The sequence below is a fragment of the Bacillus sp. FSL K6-0069 genome, assembly GCF_038007785.1.
Classification (GTDB): Bacteria; Bacillota; Bacilli; order Bacillales; family Bacillaceae_G; genus Bacillus_A; species Bacillus_A mobilis.
Genome location: NZ_JBBOXN010000001.1, coordinates 3,944,193 through 3,962,660, shown reverse-complemented (window position 1 = coordinate 3,962,660; position 18,468 = coordinate 3,944,193). Strand labels below are relative to the sequence as shown.

The window sequence follows — 18,468 nt, the reverse complement described above, 5'->3', positions numbered from 1 at the left end:
GGAAGATGAGCGATTATATTGTAGTGAAATGCGGCGGTAGTATGTTGGATCAATTAAATGATGTGTTTTTTGATTGTATAAAGAAATTGCAACAGAAGTATAAAGTAGTGATTGTCCATGGTGGCGGCCCAGAAATTGATGCGCAATTAAAAGATTGTAATATCAAAGTAGAAAAAAGAGATGGGTTACGAGTAACACCAAAAGAAGTTATGGATATTGTTCAAATGGTGCTATGCGGAAGTACGAATAAAAAATTTGTAATGAAGTTGCAAAGGCATAATTTACTTGCGGTAGGTTGTTCAGGGTGTGACGGCAAATTACTTCAAGTTCAACCTGTCAGCGAAGAAATAGGATATGTGGGAGAAGTAAGTTATGTTGAAACATCCTTACTAAAAGGATTGATAAATTTGAACTATATTCCTGTTATTGCTCCGGTCGGGATAAATGACAATGAGATTTATAACATAAATGCGGATACAGCTGCAGCTGGAATTGCGGCCGCATTATCCGCAAAAGAACTCATTTTTATTACGGATGTAGATGGGATATTACATGAAGGGAAATTAGTAAAGAAAACGGATGAATCGGAAATTATTACTTTTATAAAAAAAGGAGTTATTACAGGCGGGATGATCCCGAAAGTACAGGCGGCACTAACGTCATTAAAAATGGGAGTGCAAAAGATAAGTATTGTGAACGGTACAAAAGATTTTACTGAAGTTACGGGCGAGTGTATTGGAACGACGGTAACGAAAGGAGTAAGTATCGTATGACAAGTCATCTTTTTCAAACGTATGGGAGAAGAAATATTGAGCTTGTAAAGGGAAGGGGAACGGAAGTTATTGATGAAAATGGTAAACAATATTTAGATTTCACATCAGGAATTGGCGTATGTAATTTAGGACATTGTCATCCTACGGTTATGAAAGCTGTTCAAGAGCAACTTCATGATATGTGGCATATATCTAACCTGTTTACAAACAGCTTACAAGAAGAAGTAGCGTCATTATTAACAGAAAATACAGCGTTAGATTCTGTTTTTTTCTGTAATAGCGGGGCAGAGGCGAATGAAGCTGCTTTGAAGCTAGCTCGTAAGCATACTGGAAAATCTCTCGTCATAACATGTCAGCAGTCTTTTCACGGTAGAACATTCGGAACGATGAGTGCAACGGGGCAAAATAAAGTGAAAGAAGGATTTGGTCCGCTCCTTCCTTCTTTTTTACATACCCCTTTTAACGATATAAAGGCGTTAGAGGAAGTAATGAATGAAGAAGTAGCGGCGGTAATGGTAGAAGTTGTTCAAGGAGAGGGAGGAGTCATTCCTGCTGATCTATCTTTTTTGAAAGCAATTGAAACATTATGTAATAAGTTCGGTTCCTTATTTATTATAGACGAAGTACAAACAGGGATTGGAAGAACAGGGACATTATTTGCTTACGAACAAATGGGAATAGATCCTCATATCGTTACTGCCGCTAAGGCGCTTGGAAATGGCATACCCGTTGGAGCGATGATTGGCCGGAAAGAACTTGGAACATCGTTTACTACAGGATCACATGGCTCAACGTTTGGTGGAAATTATATTGCAATGGCTGCAGCGAAAGAAGTATTGCAAGTAAGTAAGAAACCATCGTTTTTAAAAGAAGTAAAGGAAAAGAGCGAATACGTATTAGAGAAGTTGCGAGAGGAATTAAGACATGTTGAATGTATTCAAAATATACGTGGTAAGGGGCTTATGATCGGGATTGAGTGTAAGCATGAAGTTGCAAGTTTTATAGAACAACTAGAGAAAGAAGGACTTCTCGTATTACAAGCAGGACCTAATGTGATAAGACTATTACCACCACTTATTGTAACGAATGAAGAGTTAGAACAGGCAGTATATATGATAAAAAAAGTAGTTTGTACAAAAAACGTATCAATCATATAAGGGGGAAATTCCATGTCAACTGTACAAGTACCGAAATTAAATACGAAAGATCTTTTAACATTAGAAGAACTGACGCAAAAAGAAATCATTTCTTTAATTGAGTTCGCTATCTATTTAAAAAAGAATAAGCAAGAGCCTTTATTACAAGGAAAAATATTAGGGCTTATCTTTGATAAACATTCAACTCGTACTCGCGTATCTTTTGAAGCAGGAATGGTACAGCTTGGAGGACATGGCATGTTTTTAAGTGGGAAAGAGATGCAAATTGGAAGGGGGGAGAGCGTTTCAGATACTGCGAAAGTATTATCTCATTATATTGACGGGATCATGATACGTACATTCTCACATGCCGATGTAGAAGAGCTTGCAAAAGAATCGAGCATACCTGTTATTAATGGATTAACGGACGATCACCACCCTTGTCAAGCGTTGGCAGATTTAATGACGATTTATGAAGAAGTGAAGACATTTAAAGGAATTAAATTAGCTTATGTAGGTGATGGGAATAACGTATGTCATTCATTGTTGTTAGCGAGTGCGAAAGTCGGAATGAATATGACTGTTGCGACGCCTATAGGATATGAACCGAATGAGGAAATTGTAAAAAAAGCGTTAAGGATTGCTGAAGAAACAGGAGCTGAAATTGAAATTTTGCATAATCCTGAATTAGCGGTGAGTGAAGCAGATTTCATTTATACTGACGTTTGGATGAGCATGGGGCAAGAAGGAGAAGAAGAGAAATATACTTTATTTCAACCTTACCAAATTAATAAAGAACTTGTTATGCATGCGAAGCAAACATATCGTTTCTTACATTGTTTACCCGCCCATCGTGAAGAAGAAGTAACAGGAGAAATTATAGATGGACCACAGTCTATCGTGTTTGAGCAAGCTGGTAATCGATTGCACGCGCAAAAAGCATTATTAGTAAGTTTATTTAAAAATGTAGAAGAACTTTCTTAAATGAGGTGCATCTCCAGTTGTTAGACATGAATAACAATTGGAGGTGTACTTTTTTACATTGAAATGTCGTATGTATATTTGGTTAATCATCTCTATATCATTTATAATAAAAGGAGTAAACTACATTTGTTTTTCATATCATGTAAGGACATACTAGATAGAAAAAATATAGTTAAAGAGATGATGAATTTGAAAGCACCTAAGAAAACATATTCGTTTTTTCAGCGGATGTGGAGAATATTAAAGTTTCAATATTATAAGTTGCTTCGATCACCAGAAGGAGCAAAGAAAGTATCGTTAGGTTTTGCAATTGGGTTTGGTTTAGAGATGCTGGTCATATATACGGCATCGCTCGTATATGTAATATTTTATCCGATCGTTCGATTAGCAAAGGGATCTTTTCCTGCTGCGGTTATTGGCAATATTATTGGGAAAATATCGTTTTTACCGGTATTTTTATTTCCAGTTGCTTATGCGTTAGGAAAAATGATTTATCCATTTCATGTAAAAAAAATACATCATGAACCATTTACGATATCTGACTTGTTTTCAAGCCATATTTTCACAATGTTAAAGAGCTTATTACAGAGTGAAGTGTATGTATTAATTGGTATGACGATAATAGGAGTTGTGTTTGGGGTAATTTCATATTTCGTTGTGCATTATTTATATGAAAAGAACCGTAAGTTACGTTTGAAGAACAGAAAGAAACGAGTGAGAGAACCGCTCGTGCAAATATAAAGAGTGTCACATTCATTTTCTCCTCGGAATATGTTTAAGAAAAAGGAGGAGAGAACGAATGTATTATTATTACGTACCACAAGTATATCCATATGTAAATTATTATCCGGTTTATGATATGAATAGACAATACGAATTATATCGACAACAGCCATTACAGCAAATACCACAAATACCACCACAACAATCTACTCAAGAACAAAAACCATATTTAACAACATGGCCATATTCAAATGTATACTATGGTAATTATTACGAATCATAAAGCTGCTTCTATTTAGAAGCAGCTTTATGCGTTTGTTTTCAAAATTAAATTTTGAATGGTTTGAAGAGAGTGAATGAGTTTTTCACGTTCTTCCTCAGATAAAGTTTGGAAATTTTCTTTTAATTTGTCTAAAATGAATTGTTGATATTGATTTACTAACAATTTCCCTTCAGCTGTTAGGGAAATTAAAATGACCCGTCGATCTTTTTCGCTATAATGACGCTCTATTAGTTCTTCTTGAATTAGTTTGTTTAATAGAGGTGTCATGTTAGGCCTTGAAATCGCTAGCCGCTTGCCGATTTCGGAAACTGCTAATGTGCCATTTTCATGCAGAAGTAGTAATACTTGTGTATGTGATGGCGGCATATGTCTTTGAGAAGAAAATTCTCCAGGAAGCATAAATTTGCGATAAAAAAGAGGCACTAGCGAAAGAAGATGATCAACAATACGTTCCCACTCGCGTGATTCCATATAAAGGCCCCCTTCCACACTATCATTGTAACAAAAAAGACAGGGTATAAAAATAGAATTGTTTCATGACCGCTTTAATATTTGTAGGATAACACTTGCTTTGTAAACGTATTAGCAATAATCGCGTAGCCGTTATCATTTGGGTGTACTTGGTCAAAGAGTAAATCTTTTTTATCATTTGATATTAATTTACGAATTGGTAAAACGATAGATGGTTGATTTGCTTTTGAAATGGAATAAACGGATTCATTCCAGCCATCTAAAAACATATCTGCATAACTGGCGATGGAGTCATCGAGTTGTAACGGGTTATAGAGCTCTGAGAGAATGAGTAAAGCGTCCGGGTTTTGATCGCGAACTGTCTTTACAATAGTTTTTATATCCGCTTCAAAATGAGCTTTTTCTTTATTTAACATTTTAATACCGTCTATAACACCGACATCACGATTTAAGCGAAATAAATTATTTCCGCCAATATTAATCGTAATGATATTTGCTGCTCTAATCTTTTGTTTTACATCTTCTGATTGAACTTTTTTTGCGAGACGATCTGTTGTAAGACCGTTTATTCCAAGGTTTTCTACGGTAATTGGTTTATGAATTTGTGCTTCTATTTGTCTAGAAGCTAATTCAGCAAATCCCCCTTGTGTCGACCCATATCCTTTGGCGAGTGAATCACCTAGTACGAGATGATAAAAGGAATCGTTTGTTTGTTTATCAATCCAACTTGGAGTAGATGTTTTTTCTGTTTTTTCTTCAGGTTCATTTTGTTTTGTCTCATCGTTCTTCTCAAAATAAGAATAAGAAATGATTAGAAGGAGGAGACAAACAATTGTTAAGATGACTTTTTTCATAAATTCATCCTCCTTGTAATTGGTAATTGTATCATATTCAGCAGTATTAACAATGTAAGGGCATATTATATATTTATGAAAAGTTTACAATAACTTTACAGAAAATTTGTAGAAGTATGTCAAAAAATATTGACGATATGAAAGTACATTATATATGATAATGTCAGATAAGGTGAAATTTTAATGAGTAGGACTTTATTTCCTTCTAATTAAAATTTCAACAATCGGGCGTTAAAGGGGGACTACTCATTAGCGCAGGATGAAATGGAAATCTTGTTTCTAATAAAAGAAAAAAAGGTATGTGGTTAGAGACAAATAGAGATTCATTTCATTATTTTGGGTAATTGTATAAGGGGGATTTTTTGTGAAAAAGTCAAAAAAAATGCTAGCTGGAGCAACTCTTGCTATTGGTGTAATAGCACCACAAGTGTTGCCAACAACAGCTTATGCGGAAGAGAACAATGGGGAGAGTACGGTTAACTTACGAATTCTAGAAACATCAGATATTCACGTTAACTTAATGAATTACGATTATTATCAAACGAAAACAGATAATAAAGTAGGTCTCGTACAAACGGCAACACTTGTTAATAAAGCACGTGAAGAAGCGAAGAACTCTGTCCTATTTGATGATGGGGATGCATTACAAGGGACACCGCTTGGAGATTACGTAGCGAATAAAATAAATGATCCGAAGAAGCCTGTGGATCCTAGTTATACACATCCATTATATCGTTTAATGAATTTAATGAAGTATGACGTCATCTCTCTTGGGAATCATGAATTTAACTACGGTTTAGACTATTTAAACAAAGTAATTAGTAAAACAGAGTTCCCAGTTATTAACTCGAACGTCTATAAAGATGATAAAGATAATAATGAAGAGAACGATCAAAATTACTTTAAACCATATCATGTCTTTGAAAAAGAAGTAGAAGATGAATCAGGTCAAAAACAAAAGGTGAAAATTGGTGTAATGGGATTTGTTCCACCTCAAGTTATGAACTGGGATAAAGCGAATTTAGAAGGAAAAGTGAAAGCAAAAGATATAGTTGAAACAGCGAAGAAAATGGTGCCAAAAATGCAAGCAGAAGGTGCAGATGTTATCGTAGCACTAGCGCATTCTGGTGTTGATAAGAGTGGATACAACGTTGGCATGGAAAACGCTTCGTATTATTTAACAGAAGTTCCTGGTGTAGATGCAGTATTAATGGGACATTCACATACTGAAGTGAAGGATGTATTTAATGGTGTTCCAGTTGTAATGCCTGGTGTCTTTGGAAGTAACTTAGGTATTATTGATATGCAATTGAAAAAGGTAAACGGAAAATGGGAAATACAAAAAGAGCAATCGAAGCCGCAACTTCGTCCGATTGCTGATAGTAAAGGGAACCCATTAGTACAATCTGATGAAAAATTAGTTAATGAAATTAAAGATGATCACCAAGCGACAATTGATTATGTGAATACAGCTGTAGGAAAAACGACAGCGCCAATTAATAGTTATTTCTCATTAGTACAAGATGATCCTTCTGTACAACTTGTAACAAATGCACAAAAATGGTATGTAGAAAAGTTATTTACTGAAAATGGACAGTACAGCAAATATAAAGGAATTCCAGTTTTATCTGCAGGCGCACCATTTAAAGCAGGTGGCCGAAACGGTGCTACATATTATACGGATATTCCAGCTGGAACGTTAGCAATTAAAAACGTTGCAGATTTATATGTATATCCAAATACGTTATATGCTGTAAAAGTAAATGGGGCACAAGTGAAAGAATGGCTTGAAATGTCTGCAGGTCAGTTTAATCAAATCGATCCAAAGAAAACAGAAGAACAACCATTAGTAAATATAGGCTATCCTACATATAACTTCGATATTTTAGATGGCGTAAAATACGAAATTGATGTAACACAACCAGCGAAATACGATAAAGATGGAAAAGTTGTAAATGCAAATACGAATCGTATTATAAATATGACATATGAAGGTAAGCCAGTAGCTGACAATCAAGAGTTTATCGTTGCTACAAATAACTATCGTGGAAGTAGCCAAACGTTCCCGGGTGTAAGTAAAGGGGAAGTTGTATACCAATCACAAGATGAAACACGTCAAATCATTGTGAAGTATATGCAAGAAACACCAGTTATTGATCCAGCAGCAGATAAAAATTGGACGTTTAAACCGATTGTTGCAGATAAATTAAATACAACATTCGATTCTTCACCAAATGCACAAAAGTATATAAAGAAAGATGGAAAAATATCATATGTTGGGCCATCTGAAAATGAATTTGCTAAATATGCAATTGATATAACGAAGAAGAACGATGATGATAAGGAAACTGGTGGAGAGAATCCAACAACACCGCCAACAGGTGAAGGAAATAATGGAGGAAATCCAACGACACCACCAACAGGTGAAGGAAATAATGGAGAAAATCCAACGACACCGCCAACAGGTGAAGGAAATAATGGAGAGAATCCAACGACACCACCAACAGATGAAGGTAATAATACAGGATCTGGACAAACTACAACGGATAATCAAAACTTAAAAGAAACAACAACTGTAAGTGAAAATAAAGAAGAACGTGATTTACCGAAAACTGGTACAAGTGTTGCTTCTACAATTGGAGCAGGCTTGGCGTTTGTTGGAGCGGGATTACTTCTGTTATTTAGAAGAAAGAAAGCAAATAGATAGTCGAGAAATAAAAAAGGATTACCGATTCAGGTAATCCTTTTTTTATTATGAGATTGTAACTGCTTTTTCTTTCTTCCATGAAAGGCCAAATCCAGTAAAGCCAACGATAATTGTTAAGACTGGGCAAGCTAAACAGAAAATTGCGAATGGAAGGTAATCAAATGTCGGAACGCCAAGGACGTTCGATAAGAATACACCACTTACTCCCCATGGTACGAGCGGGTTAATAACTGTACCTGCATCTTCTAATACGCGTGATAAATTACGACGCTCTAAACCGACTTCATCGTATTTATTAGCAAATGCTTGTCCTGTTAAAACGATGGATAAGTACTGCTCACCAAGTAAGAAGTTTACACCAATTGCAGTTGAAGCAGTAGAAATAATTAAACGTGTGCTATTTTTTACGAAGCTAGAGATAATATTCATTAGCTGCGTGATAATACCCATTCCTTGTAATAATCCTCCCATACAAAGAGCTAGGAAAATAAGGGCAATCGACATCATCATGCTTTGCAGGCCACCGCGAGATAGTAAGCTATCAATGTCTTTAATACCAGTTTTAGAAACGTAGCCGTCTTGCATAATTTTCATTAAATCAGCTAAAGAAGTGCTAGGTTTAAAAATAAAGAGAATAATAATTCCTACCACAATTCCTGCAAGTAATGTTGGAACTGCTGGAACTTTTTTAAATGCGAATAAGAACAGTAATAAAATTGGAATAAGTGTAACGATAGAAATCGTTGCATTTTTCTCTAATGTGCTAATAAAGCTTGTGAAGTCAACGTCTCCACTAGTGCCGCCTCCTAAAATGAAAAAGGCGATAAAAGCAATAATGAATGCTGGAACTGTTGTCCAAAGCATGTTACGAATATGCTCAAATAAATCTACACCCGTAACAGCAGGAGCTAAGTTAGTTGTATCAGATAAAGGAGACATTTTATCTCCAAAGAATGCACCAGAAATAATTGCACCAGCGATTAGAGCCGGATCGTATCCGAGAGCACTACCCATGCCCATAAAGGCAAGTCCTACAGTTGCGGCAGTTGTAAAGGCACTACCGATACTTGTTCCAACAATTGCACAAACAACAAAAACAGTCGGAACGAAAATCTTTGGAGATACAAGTTGGAAGCCGTACACCATTAAAGTTGGAATTGTTCCAGCAGCGATCCAAACACTGATTAATACGCCTACAAGTAAGAAAATAAAAATAGATGGAATACCAGCTGAAATACTACTGATCATCCCTTTTTCCATAGTAGACCAAGAGATTTTTTTCATAAATCCAAATGCTAATAAAAGAACGATACCAAATAAAATTGGGATGTGTGGTGAAACTTCTAATTGAATAACACTAAAGCCAATACAGAAAAAGATAAATAATGTTAAAAGAACAGATTCAATTTTTGAAACCATTGTTTTTCCCTCCTAAGTAATCTAAAATAGCTCTTTTTTATATAAAATTCGCCAATATTGTTTATTTCCTTCTAAAATTTAGAATTTTGTGACAAATTACTGGTAATTGTTGATCCTTCAATATGATACGGAAATGATTGGATAAAAAAACGTCCCTGCATATAATTATGCAGGGACGAAGAAATCGCGGTACCACCCTAGCTTGTGAAATGAATGTATCACAAAATAAAGGGTCGTATGATATGCGCTAATAAAATAAAAACGCCCCTGCAATATATGCAGGGACGAAAAATTCGCGGTACCACCCTAAATTGTGAAACAGTTTCGTTTCACCACTCTTTAGATATAACGGTCTATAACCGTCTTTCACTACTCCTTACGTTTCGCAAAAGAAGCTCCAGGGGGTAATTCATAATTCGCTCTGTACTGGTTCGCACCGACCACCAGCTCTCTGAAATCAGAAATCGAAATACTACTAAATCCTATCAATGCCGATTCATATGATGTTAGTTAAATTTTTAACACATTTTCAACTTATATGTCAATAAAAATGTGCAATATTTTTTTAGGGAAATAAAGGTTAAATGTTTTTAATGTTCTAAATTTGTACGTTATAATGAATTTGAAAGGGGAGGAAAGAGTGAAGAAAAAAATAATTCTTTTTACCACCTTACTAGTCATTGGCGGAAGTGCTGGAATTTACACAGCTTTTGCAGCTGAATCAGAGCAGGCGAAGCAAAAGCAAATACAGCAGTCAGAAGTGAAGAAAGTGAAAGAAACGGAAGAGAAGAAGTCGATGGAAAAAGCAGCTGAGAAACTAGGAGTTTCTACTGAAGGGAAAACAAAAGAAGAAGTTACGAAAGAAGTAGATAAGGCTAGATTTGAGCAGCGCCATGATTTATTAATTGAACATGCAAAACAACTTGGAATTGATACAGAAGGAAAAAAAGATGAAGAGATTATTTTAGAAATCGGAAAGATACAACACGGAAAGTAGAACAACTTATCGTATGATAAGTTGTTCTTTTTTAAGAACTATTTGATTTAAAAATAATTGACAGTCATTTGAATTTAATGTTAACTATATTTATAAACTAGTTAACATTAGGGGTGACAATTGTGACTGTTAATAGTAATACGACTGAAAAATCGTCTTATACATATGAAGAATTATCGGAGAAAAATAAAGCTTATGTATGGCATCCGTTTACACAAATGAAAGATTATTTAGAAGAAGATCCTGTCATTATTGAACGTGGAGAGGGAAGAAAGCTATACGATGTAAATGGAAATGAATATTGGGACGGTGTTTCATCTATTTGGTTAAATGTTCACGGACATCAAGTACCAGAGTTAGATGAAGCAATTCGTGAGCAATTAAATAAAATTTCCCATTCTACTATGCTAGGACTTGCTAACGTTCCATCTATTTTATTAGCAGAAAAAATAATTGAAGTTGTACCAGAAGGTTTGAAGAAAGTATTTTATTCAGACTCTGGTTCTAGTGCCGTCGAAATTGCAATTAAGATGGCCTTTCAATATTGGCAGCATAAAGGAAAACCGAAGAAACAAAGATTTGTTACATTAAAAGAAGCGTATCACGGTGATACAATTGGAGCTGTTTCAGTAGGAGCAATAGACTTGTTTCACCAAGTGTATAGTTCACTTTTATTTGAAGCAATTAAAATGCCTTATCCATATACATATCGTTCTCCTTATGGAAATAATAAGGAGGAAATTGTAAAAAAACATTTAGAAGAAATGGAAGAGTTGCTGAAAGACAAACATGAAGAAATTGCGGCGATTATTGTAGAACCTTTAATGCAAGGTGCTGGCGGTATGATTACAATGCCAAAAGGATACTTAAAAGGGCTACGTAATTTATGTACAAAATATAATGTTTTATTTATTACAGATGAGGTAGCGACTGGATTTGGGCGTACCGGGAAAATGTTTGCATGTGAACATGAAAATGTAACGCCGGACATTTTAACAGCCGGAAAAGGTTTAACGGGCGGATATTTACCAGTTGCAATCACCGTAACGACAGATGAAATTTATAATGCCTTTTTAGGCGACTATGAAGAACAAAAAACGTTTTTCCACGGTCATAGTTATACAGGGAATCCGTTAGGGTGTGCGGTAGCAATTGCAAATTTAGAACTATATGAGAAAACAAATTTAATAGAAGAAGTGGCACGTAAAACAGAATATGTGGCGATGCAATTAGAAGAACTCTTTGCATATAAACATGTAGGGGATATTCGTCAGTGCGGGTTAATGGTTGGAATTGAACTTGTGAAGAATAAGGAAACGAAAGAAGCGTTTGAATGGACAGAGAGAGTCGGTGTTCAAGTGTGTAAACGCTCAAGAGAGCTTGGCATGATCTTGCGACCGCTCGGTAATACGATTGTATTTATGCCTCCTCTTGCTTCTACAATTGATGAGATTGATGATATGTTACGTATTTTATATAAAGCAATCTCGGATGTTACGGAGGGAGTATAATGAGTGGTTTTTTTGTAACAGCAACGGATACTGAAGTGGGAAAAACTGTAGTTGCAGGTGCATTAGCAGGTGTATTTAGAGAATTGGGATATAACATAGGGGTATATAAACCGTTGCAAAGTGGACATGTTGCATCTAATCCAGAGGGAGATGCAGCAAGGCTAAAAGCATTATCGGGTGTACCGACAAAAGAAGATGAAATTTGCCCTTATTCTATTGAAGAACCGCTTGCTCCGAGACTTGCCATGAAAAGAGCTGGAAGAGTAGTACATTTAAAGGACATTATGGATCACTATAATGAACGATTGAAAGAGTTTAATAGTCTACTTGTAGAAGGAGCAGGCGGACTGGCTGTTCCGTATACAGAAGATGCTTTAGTAATTGATTTCGCAAAAGAATTACAGCTTCCTCTTATTGTAGTAGCACGTCCTACATTAGGAACAGTAAATCATACCGTTTTAACGATTGCTTATGCGAAGGCACAGGGCTTAACAGTAGCAGGTGTAATTTTATCCGGCTGCAAAGAATGTGAAATGGAAAGAGTACAAGAAAATAAAGAAATGATTGAAGAACTAAGTGGGGTACCGGTTTTAGGATTATTACCATTCTTTGAAGGTGCGTTTACAAAAGAAGAAGTCTTGGAATCTGCTAAAGAGTATATAATGATTTCAAAATTAGAGGAGTTTATCCGAAATGAATCAAACGTGGCGCACACATCTTCAATCTAAATTGCAACAATTAAATGAGCAAGGGCAGTATCGCAATTTGCATGTAACAGAACGAGCAGAAGAGACATGGCTTATTCGAGATGAAAAAAGGATGCTAAATTTAGCGTCAAATAATTATTTAGGGTTAGCTGGAGATGAAAGGTTAAAAGAAGCTGCTATAGCATGCACAAGAAAATATGGAACTGGGGCGACAGCATCAAGGCTCGTTGTAGGAAATTATTCACTGTATGAAGAGGTTGAGAGAAATATATGCGATTGGAAAGGCACTGAAAAAGCCTTAGTTGTAAATAGTGGATATACGGCAAATGTTGGAGTGATTTCTTCATTAGCTAGTCGTCACGATATTGTGTTTAGTGACAAATTAAATCACGCAAGCATCGTTGATGGAATTATATTAAGCGGAGCAGAGCATAAAAGATATCGTCATAATGACTTAGATCATTTAGAGAAGCTGTTGCAAGTAGCGCCGCCAAAAAAGAAGAAATTAATCGTAACGGATACTGTTTTTAGTATGGATGGTGATACTGCATATTTACGAGAGTTAGTGCACATAAAAGAGAAATACGGAGCAATAATTATAGTTGATGAAGCACATGCGAGTGGAATATATGGAATGAATGGAGCAGGATTGTCTCATATAGAAAAAGATGTTGCTCAAAAAATTGATATACATATGGGGACGTTTAGTAAGGCTTTAGGGTGTTATGGTGCGTATTTGACAGGCGATGCAATTTATATAGAGTATTTACAAAATACGATGAGAAGCTTTATTTTTACTACTTCTTTACCACCAGGAACGTTAGGGGCGGTACAAAAGGCAATTGAAATTGTGAAAGAAGATAATGAAAGAAGAGAGAGACTTATAGAGAATGGAGCCTATTTTAGGACACATTTGCAAGAAGCTGGTTTTGATATTGGGAATAGCTCAACTCATATTGTACCGATTGTAGTCGGTTCAAATGAAACAGCTTTACGGTTTAGTAAAAGGTTGCAAGAAGTAGGTATTGCAGCAATTGCAATTCGTCCACCAACGGTTCCAGTTAATAGTTCACGGGTCCGTTTTGCAGTTACGTCCCAACATACAATTGCTGATTTGAACTGGGCTATTCAGCATATTATACGTATTGGTAAAGAAGAGGGGTTTTTAGTATGAAAGAGCTAAAGATTATTTTTATTCCTGGGTGGGGAATGGAAGAGGGTGTTTGGACTTTAGTTCTGCCGTATTTTAAAGGATATTCTGTTCAATGTATCAATTGGCGTAATGTGAAAGAACAAAGTGAATTTGCGGGGCGAATAATAGATGCAGCAAAAGATGAAAATGTGATTTTAGTTGGATGGTCACTAGGAGCGTTAGCGGCAGTTCAAGCTCATAAAAAGGTTAAGGCGAAAGGTATCGTATTAATTGGTGGCACTGCTAAATTTACAAATACGAGCGACTATACGTGTGGATGGAATGCTTTGCATGTAGAACGGCTGAAAAAGAATGTAGCGAGAAAGAAAGAAGATACGCTCAAGCGGTTTTATGAAAATATGTTTACAAAAAATGAGCTGAAAGAGAATAAAAGGTTTGAAGATATGATAAAACGCTTTAAAGGTGATTCTATTCAGTCTTTGCAATTAGGTTTGGAGTATTTAATCGAAGCAGATATGAGGGAAGAACTGAAAGAAGTTAAAGTACCTATACTACTTATTCACGGAGAGCAGGATGTCATATGCCCATTATCTGCAGCGCGTAGTATGGCTGAGAATGAGACTGCCACGCTCAAGGTAGTAAGTAAGGCTGGACACGCATTATGCGTAACGAATTTTGAATATTGTGGAAATGAAATAATTCAATTTGTAGAGGGGATACGACATGATCAACAAAACGTTACTACAAAAACGGTTTAACGTGGCAGCTGTATCCTACGATCAATATGCAAATGTACAAAAAAAGATGGCACATTTATTACTTTCTACATTGAAGCGGCGATATAGTGCAAATTCAAGGATACGTATTTTAGAACTTGGATGCGGGACAGGATATGTTACAGAGCAATTATCAAGTTTATTTCCGAAAGCGCATATTACAGCTATTGATTTTGCTGAAAGTATGATTGAGGTTGCGAAAACTAGAAAAAATGTAAAAAATGTAATGTTTTACTGTGAGGATATCGAAAGATTACGACTAGAAGAAACGTATGATGTCATTATTTCGAATGCCACATTTCAATGGCTAAATGATTTAAAACAAGTGGTAAGAAATTTATTTCATCATTTGTCTATAGATGGGATATTACTCTTTTCGACGTTTGGACACGAAACATTTCAAGAATTGCATGCTTCGTTCCAGCGGGCGAAAGAAGAAAAAAATATACAAAATGAAACATCGATTGGACAACGTTTTTATTCGAAAAATCAGTTGCGCCATATATGTGAAATAGAAACAGGGGATGTGCATGTTTCTGAAACATGTTACATAGAGAGATTTACAGAAGTTAGGGAGTTTCTACATTCTATTCGAAAAGTAGGAGCGACTAATAGTAATGAAGAATCCTATTGTCAAAGTCCCTCACTCTTTCGTGCGATGCTTCGCATATACGAAAGAGACTTCACGGAAAATGAAGGGATAATGGCGACGTATCACGCTTTATTTATGCATATAACTAAAGAGGGGAAGAGATGAAATGAAACAAGTACAAACAAAAAGGGATTGGAAAAAACTTGCATATGACGTAGTAGAAGAGAAAATGATTACGAAAGAGGATGCAATAGCGATATTAGAAGCTGATGAGACCGAAGTTTTAGAAATTATGAATGCAGCTTACATCATTCGTCATCATCACTTTGGTAAGAAAGTAAAATTAAATATGATTATTAATACGAAATCTGGATTATGTCCTGAAGATTGCGGATATTGTTCACAGTCTATTATTTCAGAGGCGCCGATTGATAAATATGCATGGTTAACGCAGGAAAAGATTGTAGAAGGAGCACATGAAGCAATTCGCCGTAAAGCGGGTACATATTGTATTGTAGCATCTGGTCGTCGCCCGACGGATAAAGAGGTGAATCACGTAATTGGAGCTGTTAAGGAGATTCGTGAAACGACAGATTTAAAGATTTGTTGTTGTTTAGGTTTCTTAAACGAAGATCAAGCAGGACGTTTAGCGGAAGCGGGTGTACATCGTTATAACCACAACTTAAATACACATGCAAATAATTACGAAAGTATTTGCTCCACTCATACGTATGACGATCGTGTTGATACAGTTCAAAAAGCGAAACAAGCGGGTATTTCACCATGCTCAGGGGCGATTTTTGGAATGGGCGAGACAATAGAAGAACGTGCTGAAATTGCATTTGAATTACAACGTATAGATGCAGATTCAATTCCATGTAATTTCCTTGTTGCTGTAAAGGGTACGCCGCTTGAAGGACAAAAAGAATTAACGCCGGTAGAATGTTTAAAAGTGCTGGCGATGATGCGTTTTGTAAACCCAACGAAAGAAATTCGCATTTCAGGAGGACGTGAAATCAATTTACGCTCTGTGCAGCCAATCGGTTTATTTGCAGCAAACTCTATTTTTGTTGGAGATTACTTAACAACAGCTGGACAAGAACCAACTGCAGACTGGGGTATGATTGAAGATTTAGGGTTTGAGATTGAAGAATGTGCATTATAAGGTAGGTAAAACGCAAACTTGTAAAAGAGTTTGCGTTTTTTGTAAATAAAATGTAATAAATAGTTGTGAACGCTTGATATTATTGGTTTTTGAGCGGAAAAAAGAATTTTGGTGGACGAATTTTCCAAGCCCCAATTGTACATAGTAAATATGTAATTTATATTGGGTTGGAGGATTTTACATGCACAAATATATATTAGCGATTATGACTTGTCTAATTTTACTAAAAGCAATAAGTACTGATCCAGTTAAGGCCGCCGAAAATCCTGAACAAAAAGAGATGCAACAACGAATTGAGCAACATTTTCGAACGAAAGCTGAACATTTTGGATTGAAAACCGAAGGGAAAGATTTAAAGGAAGTTCGAAAAGAAATTACTATTATAGAAGAAGCGAAGAAAAGAGAGAATGTATGGAGAACAGCACAAACGCTTCGTATACAAACAGAAGGAAAAACAATGGATGAATTAATAAAAGATGTACGGAAAAAAGTAAAAAAATAAAAAAGAGGCCGCAGCCTCTTTTTATTTTTTTATGCCCATTGTTTTGATAAGTGAGCCATTTCAATCGCAGCAACGGCAGATTCATAGCCTTTATTACCAGCTTTCGTGCCTGCACGTTCAATTGCTTGCTCAATCGTTTCAGTCGTTAATACACCGAATATAACTGGGATGTCTGTTTGTAGTGATAAAGATGCAACCCCTTTTGCTACTTCATTACAAACGTAATCGTAATGTGTTGTAGCACCGCGAATTACAGTACCTAGCGTAATAACAGCGTCATATTTTCCGCTACTAGCCATCTTTTTAGCAATTAAAGGAATTTCGAATGCGCCAGGAACCCAAGCAACATCGATATCGTTTTCTTCTACACCGTGGCGCTTTAATCCATCTAAAGCTCCGCCGAGTAACTTACTTGTAATAAATTCATTAAAACGTCCAACAACAACCCCAACTTTTAATCCTGTACCAACTAAATGACCTTCGAATACCATAATGAATCTCTCCCTTTATTATAAGTTTAGTAAATGTCCTAATTTGTTTACTTTCGTTTGTAAATACGTTTTATTTTCTTCTTTTGTTGGCATTTGCAACGGTACACGCTCGATTACTTCTAAATCGTAACCTTGTAAGCCAGCAATTTTTCGCGGGTTATTTGTTAATAATCGTAAATGTTGTAAACCTAAATCTTTTAAAATTTGAGCACCAATACCGTAATCACGCAAATCAGCTGGGAATCCAAGTTTTTCATTTGCTTCTACAGTATCGAATCCTTCTTCTTGTAACTTATAAGCGCGAAGCTTATTAAGAAGGCCGATGCCTCGTCCTTCTTGTCTCATATAAAGAAGAACGCCTTTTCCTTCACGCTCAATTTGAGCAAGTGCAGCATGGAGTTGTGGTCCGCAATCACAACGGCATGAGCCAAATACATCACCTGTTAAGCACTCTGAATGAACGCGTACAAGTACAGGCTCTCCTGATGAAATATCACCTTTTACGAGTGCGATATGTTCTTTCGTATCTAATGAATTAGAATAGCCAATTGCATGGAAAGTACCGAAATCAGTAGGTAATGTAATTTCTACTTCTCTCGTCACTAATGTTTCATGGTGGCGGCGATAAGCAATTAAATCTTCTATTGTAATCATTTTTATATCAAATTGTTTTGCACACTGTAGTAAATCAGGTACGCGTGCCATCGTACCGTCCTCATTGATAATCTCGCAAATAACTCCAGCTGGTTCTGCTCCGCAAAGCTGTGCTAAATCGACAGCGGCTTCTGTATGACCAGCGCGGCGCAGGACACCACCTTCTTTCGCGATTAATGGAAAGATATGTCCAGGACGATTGAAATCAGCACCTTTTGATGCAGGGTTTAACAATTCTTGTATCGTAGTTGCCCGTTCGTGAGCGCTAATTCCTGTTGTTGTAGAAACGTGATCAATGCTCACCGTAAATGCAGTATGATGCGAATCTGTATTATGAGCTACCATTGGTTCTAACTGTAGACGTTCTGCGTACCCTTCCGTAATAGGTACACAAACGAGGCCACGCCCATGTGTAATCATAAAGTTAATCGTTTCCGGCGTAATATACTCTGCTAATGCGATAAAATCGCCTTCATTTTCACGGTTTTCATCATCACATACGATGACGACTTTTCCTTGTTTTAAATCTTCTAGAGCTTCTTCAATACGATGGAACATCATGCTTCCCCC

At 36.2% G+C, this 18,468-nt stretch carries 19 protein-coding genes and 1 other annotated feature; of the genes, 14 read left to right on the top strand and 5 right to left on the bottom strand.

Annotation, left to right across the window (positions count from 1 at the left end):
* Positions 1-5 precede the first annotated feature (5 nt).
* The 5 genes from argB (at position 6) to MHB74_RS20240 (ending at position 3,899) form a co-directional block, all read left to right on the top strand.
* Complete coding sequence (argB, locus tag MHB74_RS20260; RefSeq protein WP_061678104.1) at positions 6-773, top strand: acetylglutamate kinase; 768 nt, start codon at positions 6-8, stop codon at positions 771-773.
* Positions 770-1,930 carry an acetylornithine transaminase gene (locus MHB74_RS20255; protein ID WP_061678105.1) on the top strand — a complete coding sequence of 387 codons (1,161 nt, stop codon included), beginning with the start codon at positions 770-772 and terminating at the stop codon, positions 1,928-1,930. Before argB ends, MHB74_RS20255 begins: the two co-directional genes overlap by 4 nt.
* A gap of 12 nt (positions 1,931-1,942) precedes the next feature.
* Positions 1,943-2,893: an ornithine carbamoyltransferase gene (gene argF / locus MHB74_RS20250; protein WP_061678106.1), complete on the top strand. Its 951-nt coding sequence runs from the start codon at positions 1,943-1,945 to the stop codon at positions 2,891-2,893.
* 180 nt (positions 2,894-3,073) lie between these two features.
* Positions 3,074-3,634, top strand: coding sequence for a DUF2062 domain-containing protein (locus MHB74_RS20245; RefSeq protein WP_061678133.1), 561 nt, complete (start codon positions 3,074-3,076; stop codon positions 3,632-3,634).
* A gap of 58 nt (positions 3,635-3,692) precedes the next feature.
* Positions 3,693-3,899: a hypothetical protein gene (locus tag MHB74_RS20240; RefSeq protein ID WP_061678107.1), complete on the top strand. Its 207-nt coding sequence runs from the start codon at positions 3,693-3,695 to the stop codon at positions 3,897-3,899.
* Positions 3,900-3,923: 24 nt separating this feature from the next.
* On the opposite strand, the gene MHB74_RS20235 is transcribed toward MHB74_RS20240, so the two are convergent.
* Entirely contained in the window at positions 3,924-4,370 is a 447-nt protein-coding gene (locus MHB74_RS20235; protein ID WP_000445817.1) for a MarR family winged helix-turn-helix transcriptional regulator, read from the bottom strand.
* A 74-nt stretch (positions 4,371-4,444) separates the two neighbouring features.
* Positions 4,445-5,224, bottom strand: a complete 780-nt coding sequence (locus MHB74_RS20230; protein WP_061678108.1) for a GDSL-type esterase/lipase family protein — start codon at positions 5,222-5,224, stop codon at positions 4,445-4,447.
* A gap of 364 nt (positions 5,225-5,588) precedes the next feature.
* Here MHB74_RS20230 and cpdB point away from each other — a divergent pair, with 364 nt between their 5' ends.
* Complete coding sequence (gene cpdB, locus MHB74_RS20225) at positions 5,589-7,931, top strand: bifunctional 2',3'-cyclic-nucleotide 2'-phosphodiesterase/3'-nucleotidase (RefSeq protein WP_061678109.1); 2,343 nt, start codon at positions 5,589-5,591, stop codon at positions 7,929-7,931.
* Between the two features lie 45 nt (positions 7,932-7,976).
* On the opposite strand, the gene nhaC is transcribed toward cpdB, so the two are convergent.
* Entirely contained in the window at positions 7,977-9,350 is a 1,374-nt protein-coding gene (gene nhaC, locus MHB74_RS20220; RefSeq protein ID WP_061678110.1) for a Na+/H+ antiporter NhaC, read from the bottom strand.
* A 277-nt stretch (positions 9,351-9,627) separates the two neighbouring features.
* Positions 9,628-9,848, bottom strand: a binding site (T-box leader).
* Between the two features lie 142 nt (positions 9,849-9,990).
* On the opposite strand from nhaC, the gene MHB74_RS20215 reads away from it, so the two are divergent.
* The 8 genes from MHB74_RS20215 to MHB74_RS20180 all read left to right on the top strand — a co-directional run bounded on the left by MHB74_RS20215 (position 9,991) and on the right by MHB74_RS20180 (position 16,753).
* Positions 9,991-10,347 (top strand): hypothetical protein, encoded by a 357-nt coding sequence (locus MHB74_RS20215; protein WP_061678111.1) that lies wholly within the window; start codon positions 9,991-9,993, stop codon positions 10,345-10,347.
* A 122-nt stretch (positions 10,348-10,469) separates the two neighbouring features.
* Entirely contained in the window at positions 10,470-11,858 is a 1,389-nt protein-coding gene (gene bioA / locus MHB74_RS20210) for an adenosylmethionine--8-amino-7-oxononanoate transaminase (protein WP_061678112.1), read from the top strand.
* Positions 11,858-12,586, top strand: a complete 729-nt coding sequence (gene bioD, locus MHB74_RS20205; protein ID WP_061678113.1) for an ATP-dependent dethiobiotin synthetase BioD — start codon at positions 11,858-11,860, stop codon at positions 12,584-12,586. Before bioA ends, bioD begins: the two co-directional genes overlap by 1 nt.
* Positions 12,552-13,739: an 8-amino-7-oxononanoate synthase gene (gene bioF, locus MHB74_RS20200; RefSeq protein ID WP_061678114.1), complete on the top strand. Its 1,188-nt coding sequence runs from the start codon at positions 12,552-12,554 to the stop codon at positions 13,737-13,739. The genes bioD and bioF overlap by 35 nt, the downstream gene beginning before the upstream one ends.
* Positions 13,736-14,476, top strand: a complete 741-nt coding sequence (locus tag MHB74_RS20195) for an alpha/beta fold hydrolase (protein WP_061678115.1) — start codon at positions 13,736-13,738, stop codon at positions 14,474-14,476. The genes bioF and MHB74_RS20195 overlap by 4 nt, the downstream gene beginning before the upstream one ends.
* A complete protein-coding gene (gene bioC / locus MHB74_RS20190; protein ID WP_061678116.1) occupies positions 14,442-15,251 on the top strand; it encodes a malonyl-ACP O-methyltransferase BioC in 810 nt (269 codons plus the stop codon). The genes MHB74_RS20195 and bioC overlap by 35 nt, the downstream gene beginning before the upstream one ends.
* Before the next feature lies 1 nt (position 15,252).
* Positions 15,253-16,251, top strand: coding sequence for a biotin synthase (gene bioB, locus MHB74_RS20185; protein ID WP_000815865.1), 999 nt, complete (start codon positions 15,253-15,255; stop codon positions 16,249-16,251).
* 181 nt (positions 16,252-16,432) lie between these two features.
* On the top strand, positions 16,433-16,753 hold the full coding sequence (locus MHB74_RS20180) for a hypothetical protein (RefSeq protein WP_000549787.1): 321 nt from the start codon (positions 16,433-16,435) through the stop codon (positions 16,751-16,753).
* Positions 16,754-16,782: 29 nt separating this feature from the next.
* Here MHB74_RS20180 and ribH read toward each other — a convergent pair whose 3' ends face one another.
* Positions 16,783-17,244, bottom strand: coding sequence for a 6,7-dimethyl-8-ribityllumazine synthase (ribH, locus tag MHB74_RS20175; RefSeq protein ID WP_000230897.1), 462 nt, complete (start codon positions 17,242-17,244; stop codon positions 16,783-16,785).
* A gap of 18 nt (positions 17,245-17,262) precedes the next feature.
* Entirely contained in the window at positions 17,263-18,456 is a 1,194-nt protein-coding gene (gene ribBA / locus MHB74_RS20170; RefSeq protein WP_061678117.1) for a bifunctional 3,4-dihydroxy-2-butanone 4-phosphate synthase/GTP cyclohydrolase II, read from the bottom strand.
* Positions 18,457-18,468: the final 12 nt, after the last annotated feature.

What these genes read in the sequence shown, in the direction of transcription:
- argB (WP_061678104.1), top strand. Translation starts at nt 6, where the DNA reads ATGAGCGATTATATTGTAGTGAAATGCGGCGGTAGTATGTTGGATCAA.
- MHB74_RS20255 (WP_061678105.1), top strand. Translation starts at nt 770, where the DNA reads ATGACAAGTCATCTTTTTCAAACGTATGGGAGAAGAAATATTGAGCTT.
- argF (WP_061678106.1), top strand. Translation starts at nt 1,943, where the DNA reads ATGTCAACTGTACAAGTACCGAAATTAAATACGAAAGATCTTTTAACA.
- MHB74_RS20245 (WP_061678133.1), top strand. Translation starts at nt 3,074, where the DNA reads ATGATGAATTTGAAAGCACCTAAGAAAACATATTCGTTTTTTCAGCGG.
- MHB74_RS20240 (WP_061678107.1), top strand. Translation starts at nt 3,693, where the DNA reads ATGTATTATTATTACGTACCACAAGTATATCCATATGTAAATTATTAT.
- MHB74_RS20235 (WP_000445817.1), bottom strand. Translation starts at nt 4,370, where the DNA reads ATGGAATCACGCGAGTGGGAACGTATTGTTGATCATCTTCTTTCGCTA.
- MHB74_RS20230 (WP_061678108.1), bottom strand. Translation starts at nt 5,224, where the DNA reads ATGAAAAAAGTCATCTTAACAATTGTTTGTCTCCTCCTTCTAATCATT.
- nhaC (WP_061678110.1), bottom strand. Translation starts at nt 9,350, where the DNA reads ATGGTTTCAAAAATTGAATCTGTTCTTTTAACATTATTTATCTTTTTC.
- bioD (WP_061678113.1), top strand. Translation starts at nt 11,858, where the DNA reads ATGAGTGGTTTTTTTGTAACAGCAACGGATACTGAAGTGGGAAAAACT.
- bioF (WP_061678114.1), top strand. Translation starts at nt 12,552, where the DNA reads ATGAATCAAACGTGGCGCACACATCTTCAATCTAAATTGCAACAATTA.
- MHB74_RS20195 (WP_061678115.1), top strand. Translation starts at nt 13,736, where the DNA reads ATGAAAGAGCTAAAGATTATTTTTATTCCTGGGTGGGGAATGGAAGAG.
- bioC (WP_061678116.1), top strand. Translation starts at nt 14,442, where the DNA reads ATGATCAACAAAACGTTACTACAAAAACGGTTTAACGTGGCAGCTGTA.
- bioB (WP_000815865.1), top strand. Translation starts at nt 15,253, where the DNA reads ATGAAACAAGTACAAACAAAAAGGGATTGGAAAAAACTTGCATATGAC.
- MHB74_RS20180 (WP_000549787.1), top strand. Translation starts at nt 16,433, where the DNA reads ATGCACAAATATATATTAGCGATTATGACTTGTCTAATTTTACTAAAA.
- ribH (WP_000230897.1), bottom strand. Translation starts at nt 17,244, where the DNA reads ATGGTATTCGAAGGTCATTTAGTTGGTACAGGATTAAAAGTTGGGGTT.
- ribBA (WP_061678117.1), bottom strand. Translation starts at nt 18,456, where the DNA reads ATGTTCCATCGTATTGAAGAAGCTCTAGAAGATTTAAAACAAGGAAAA.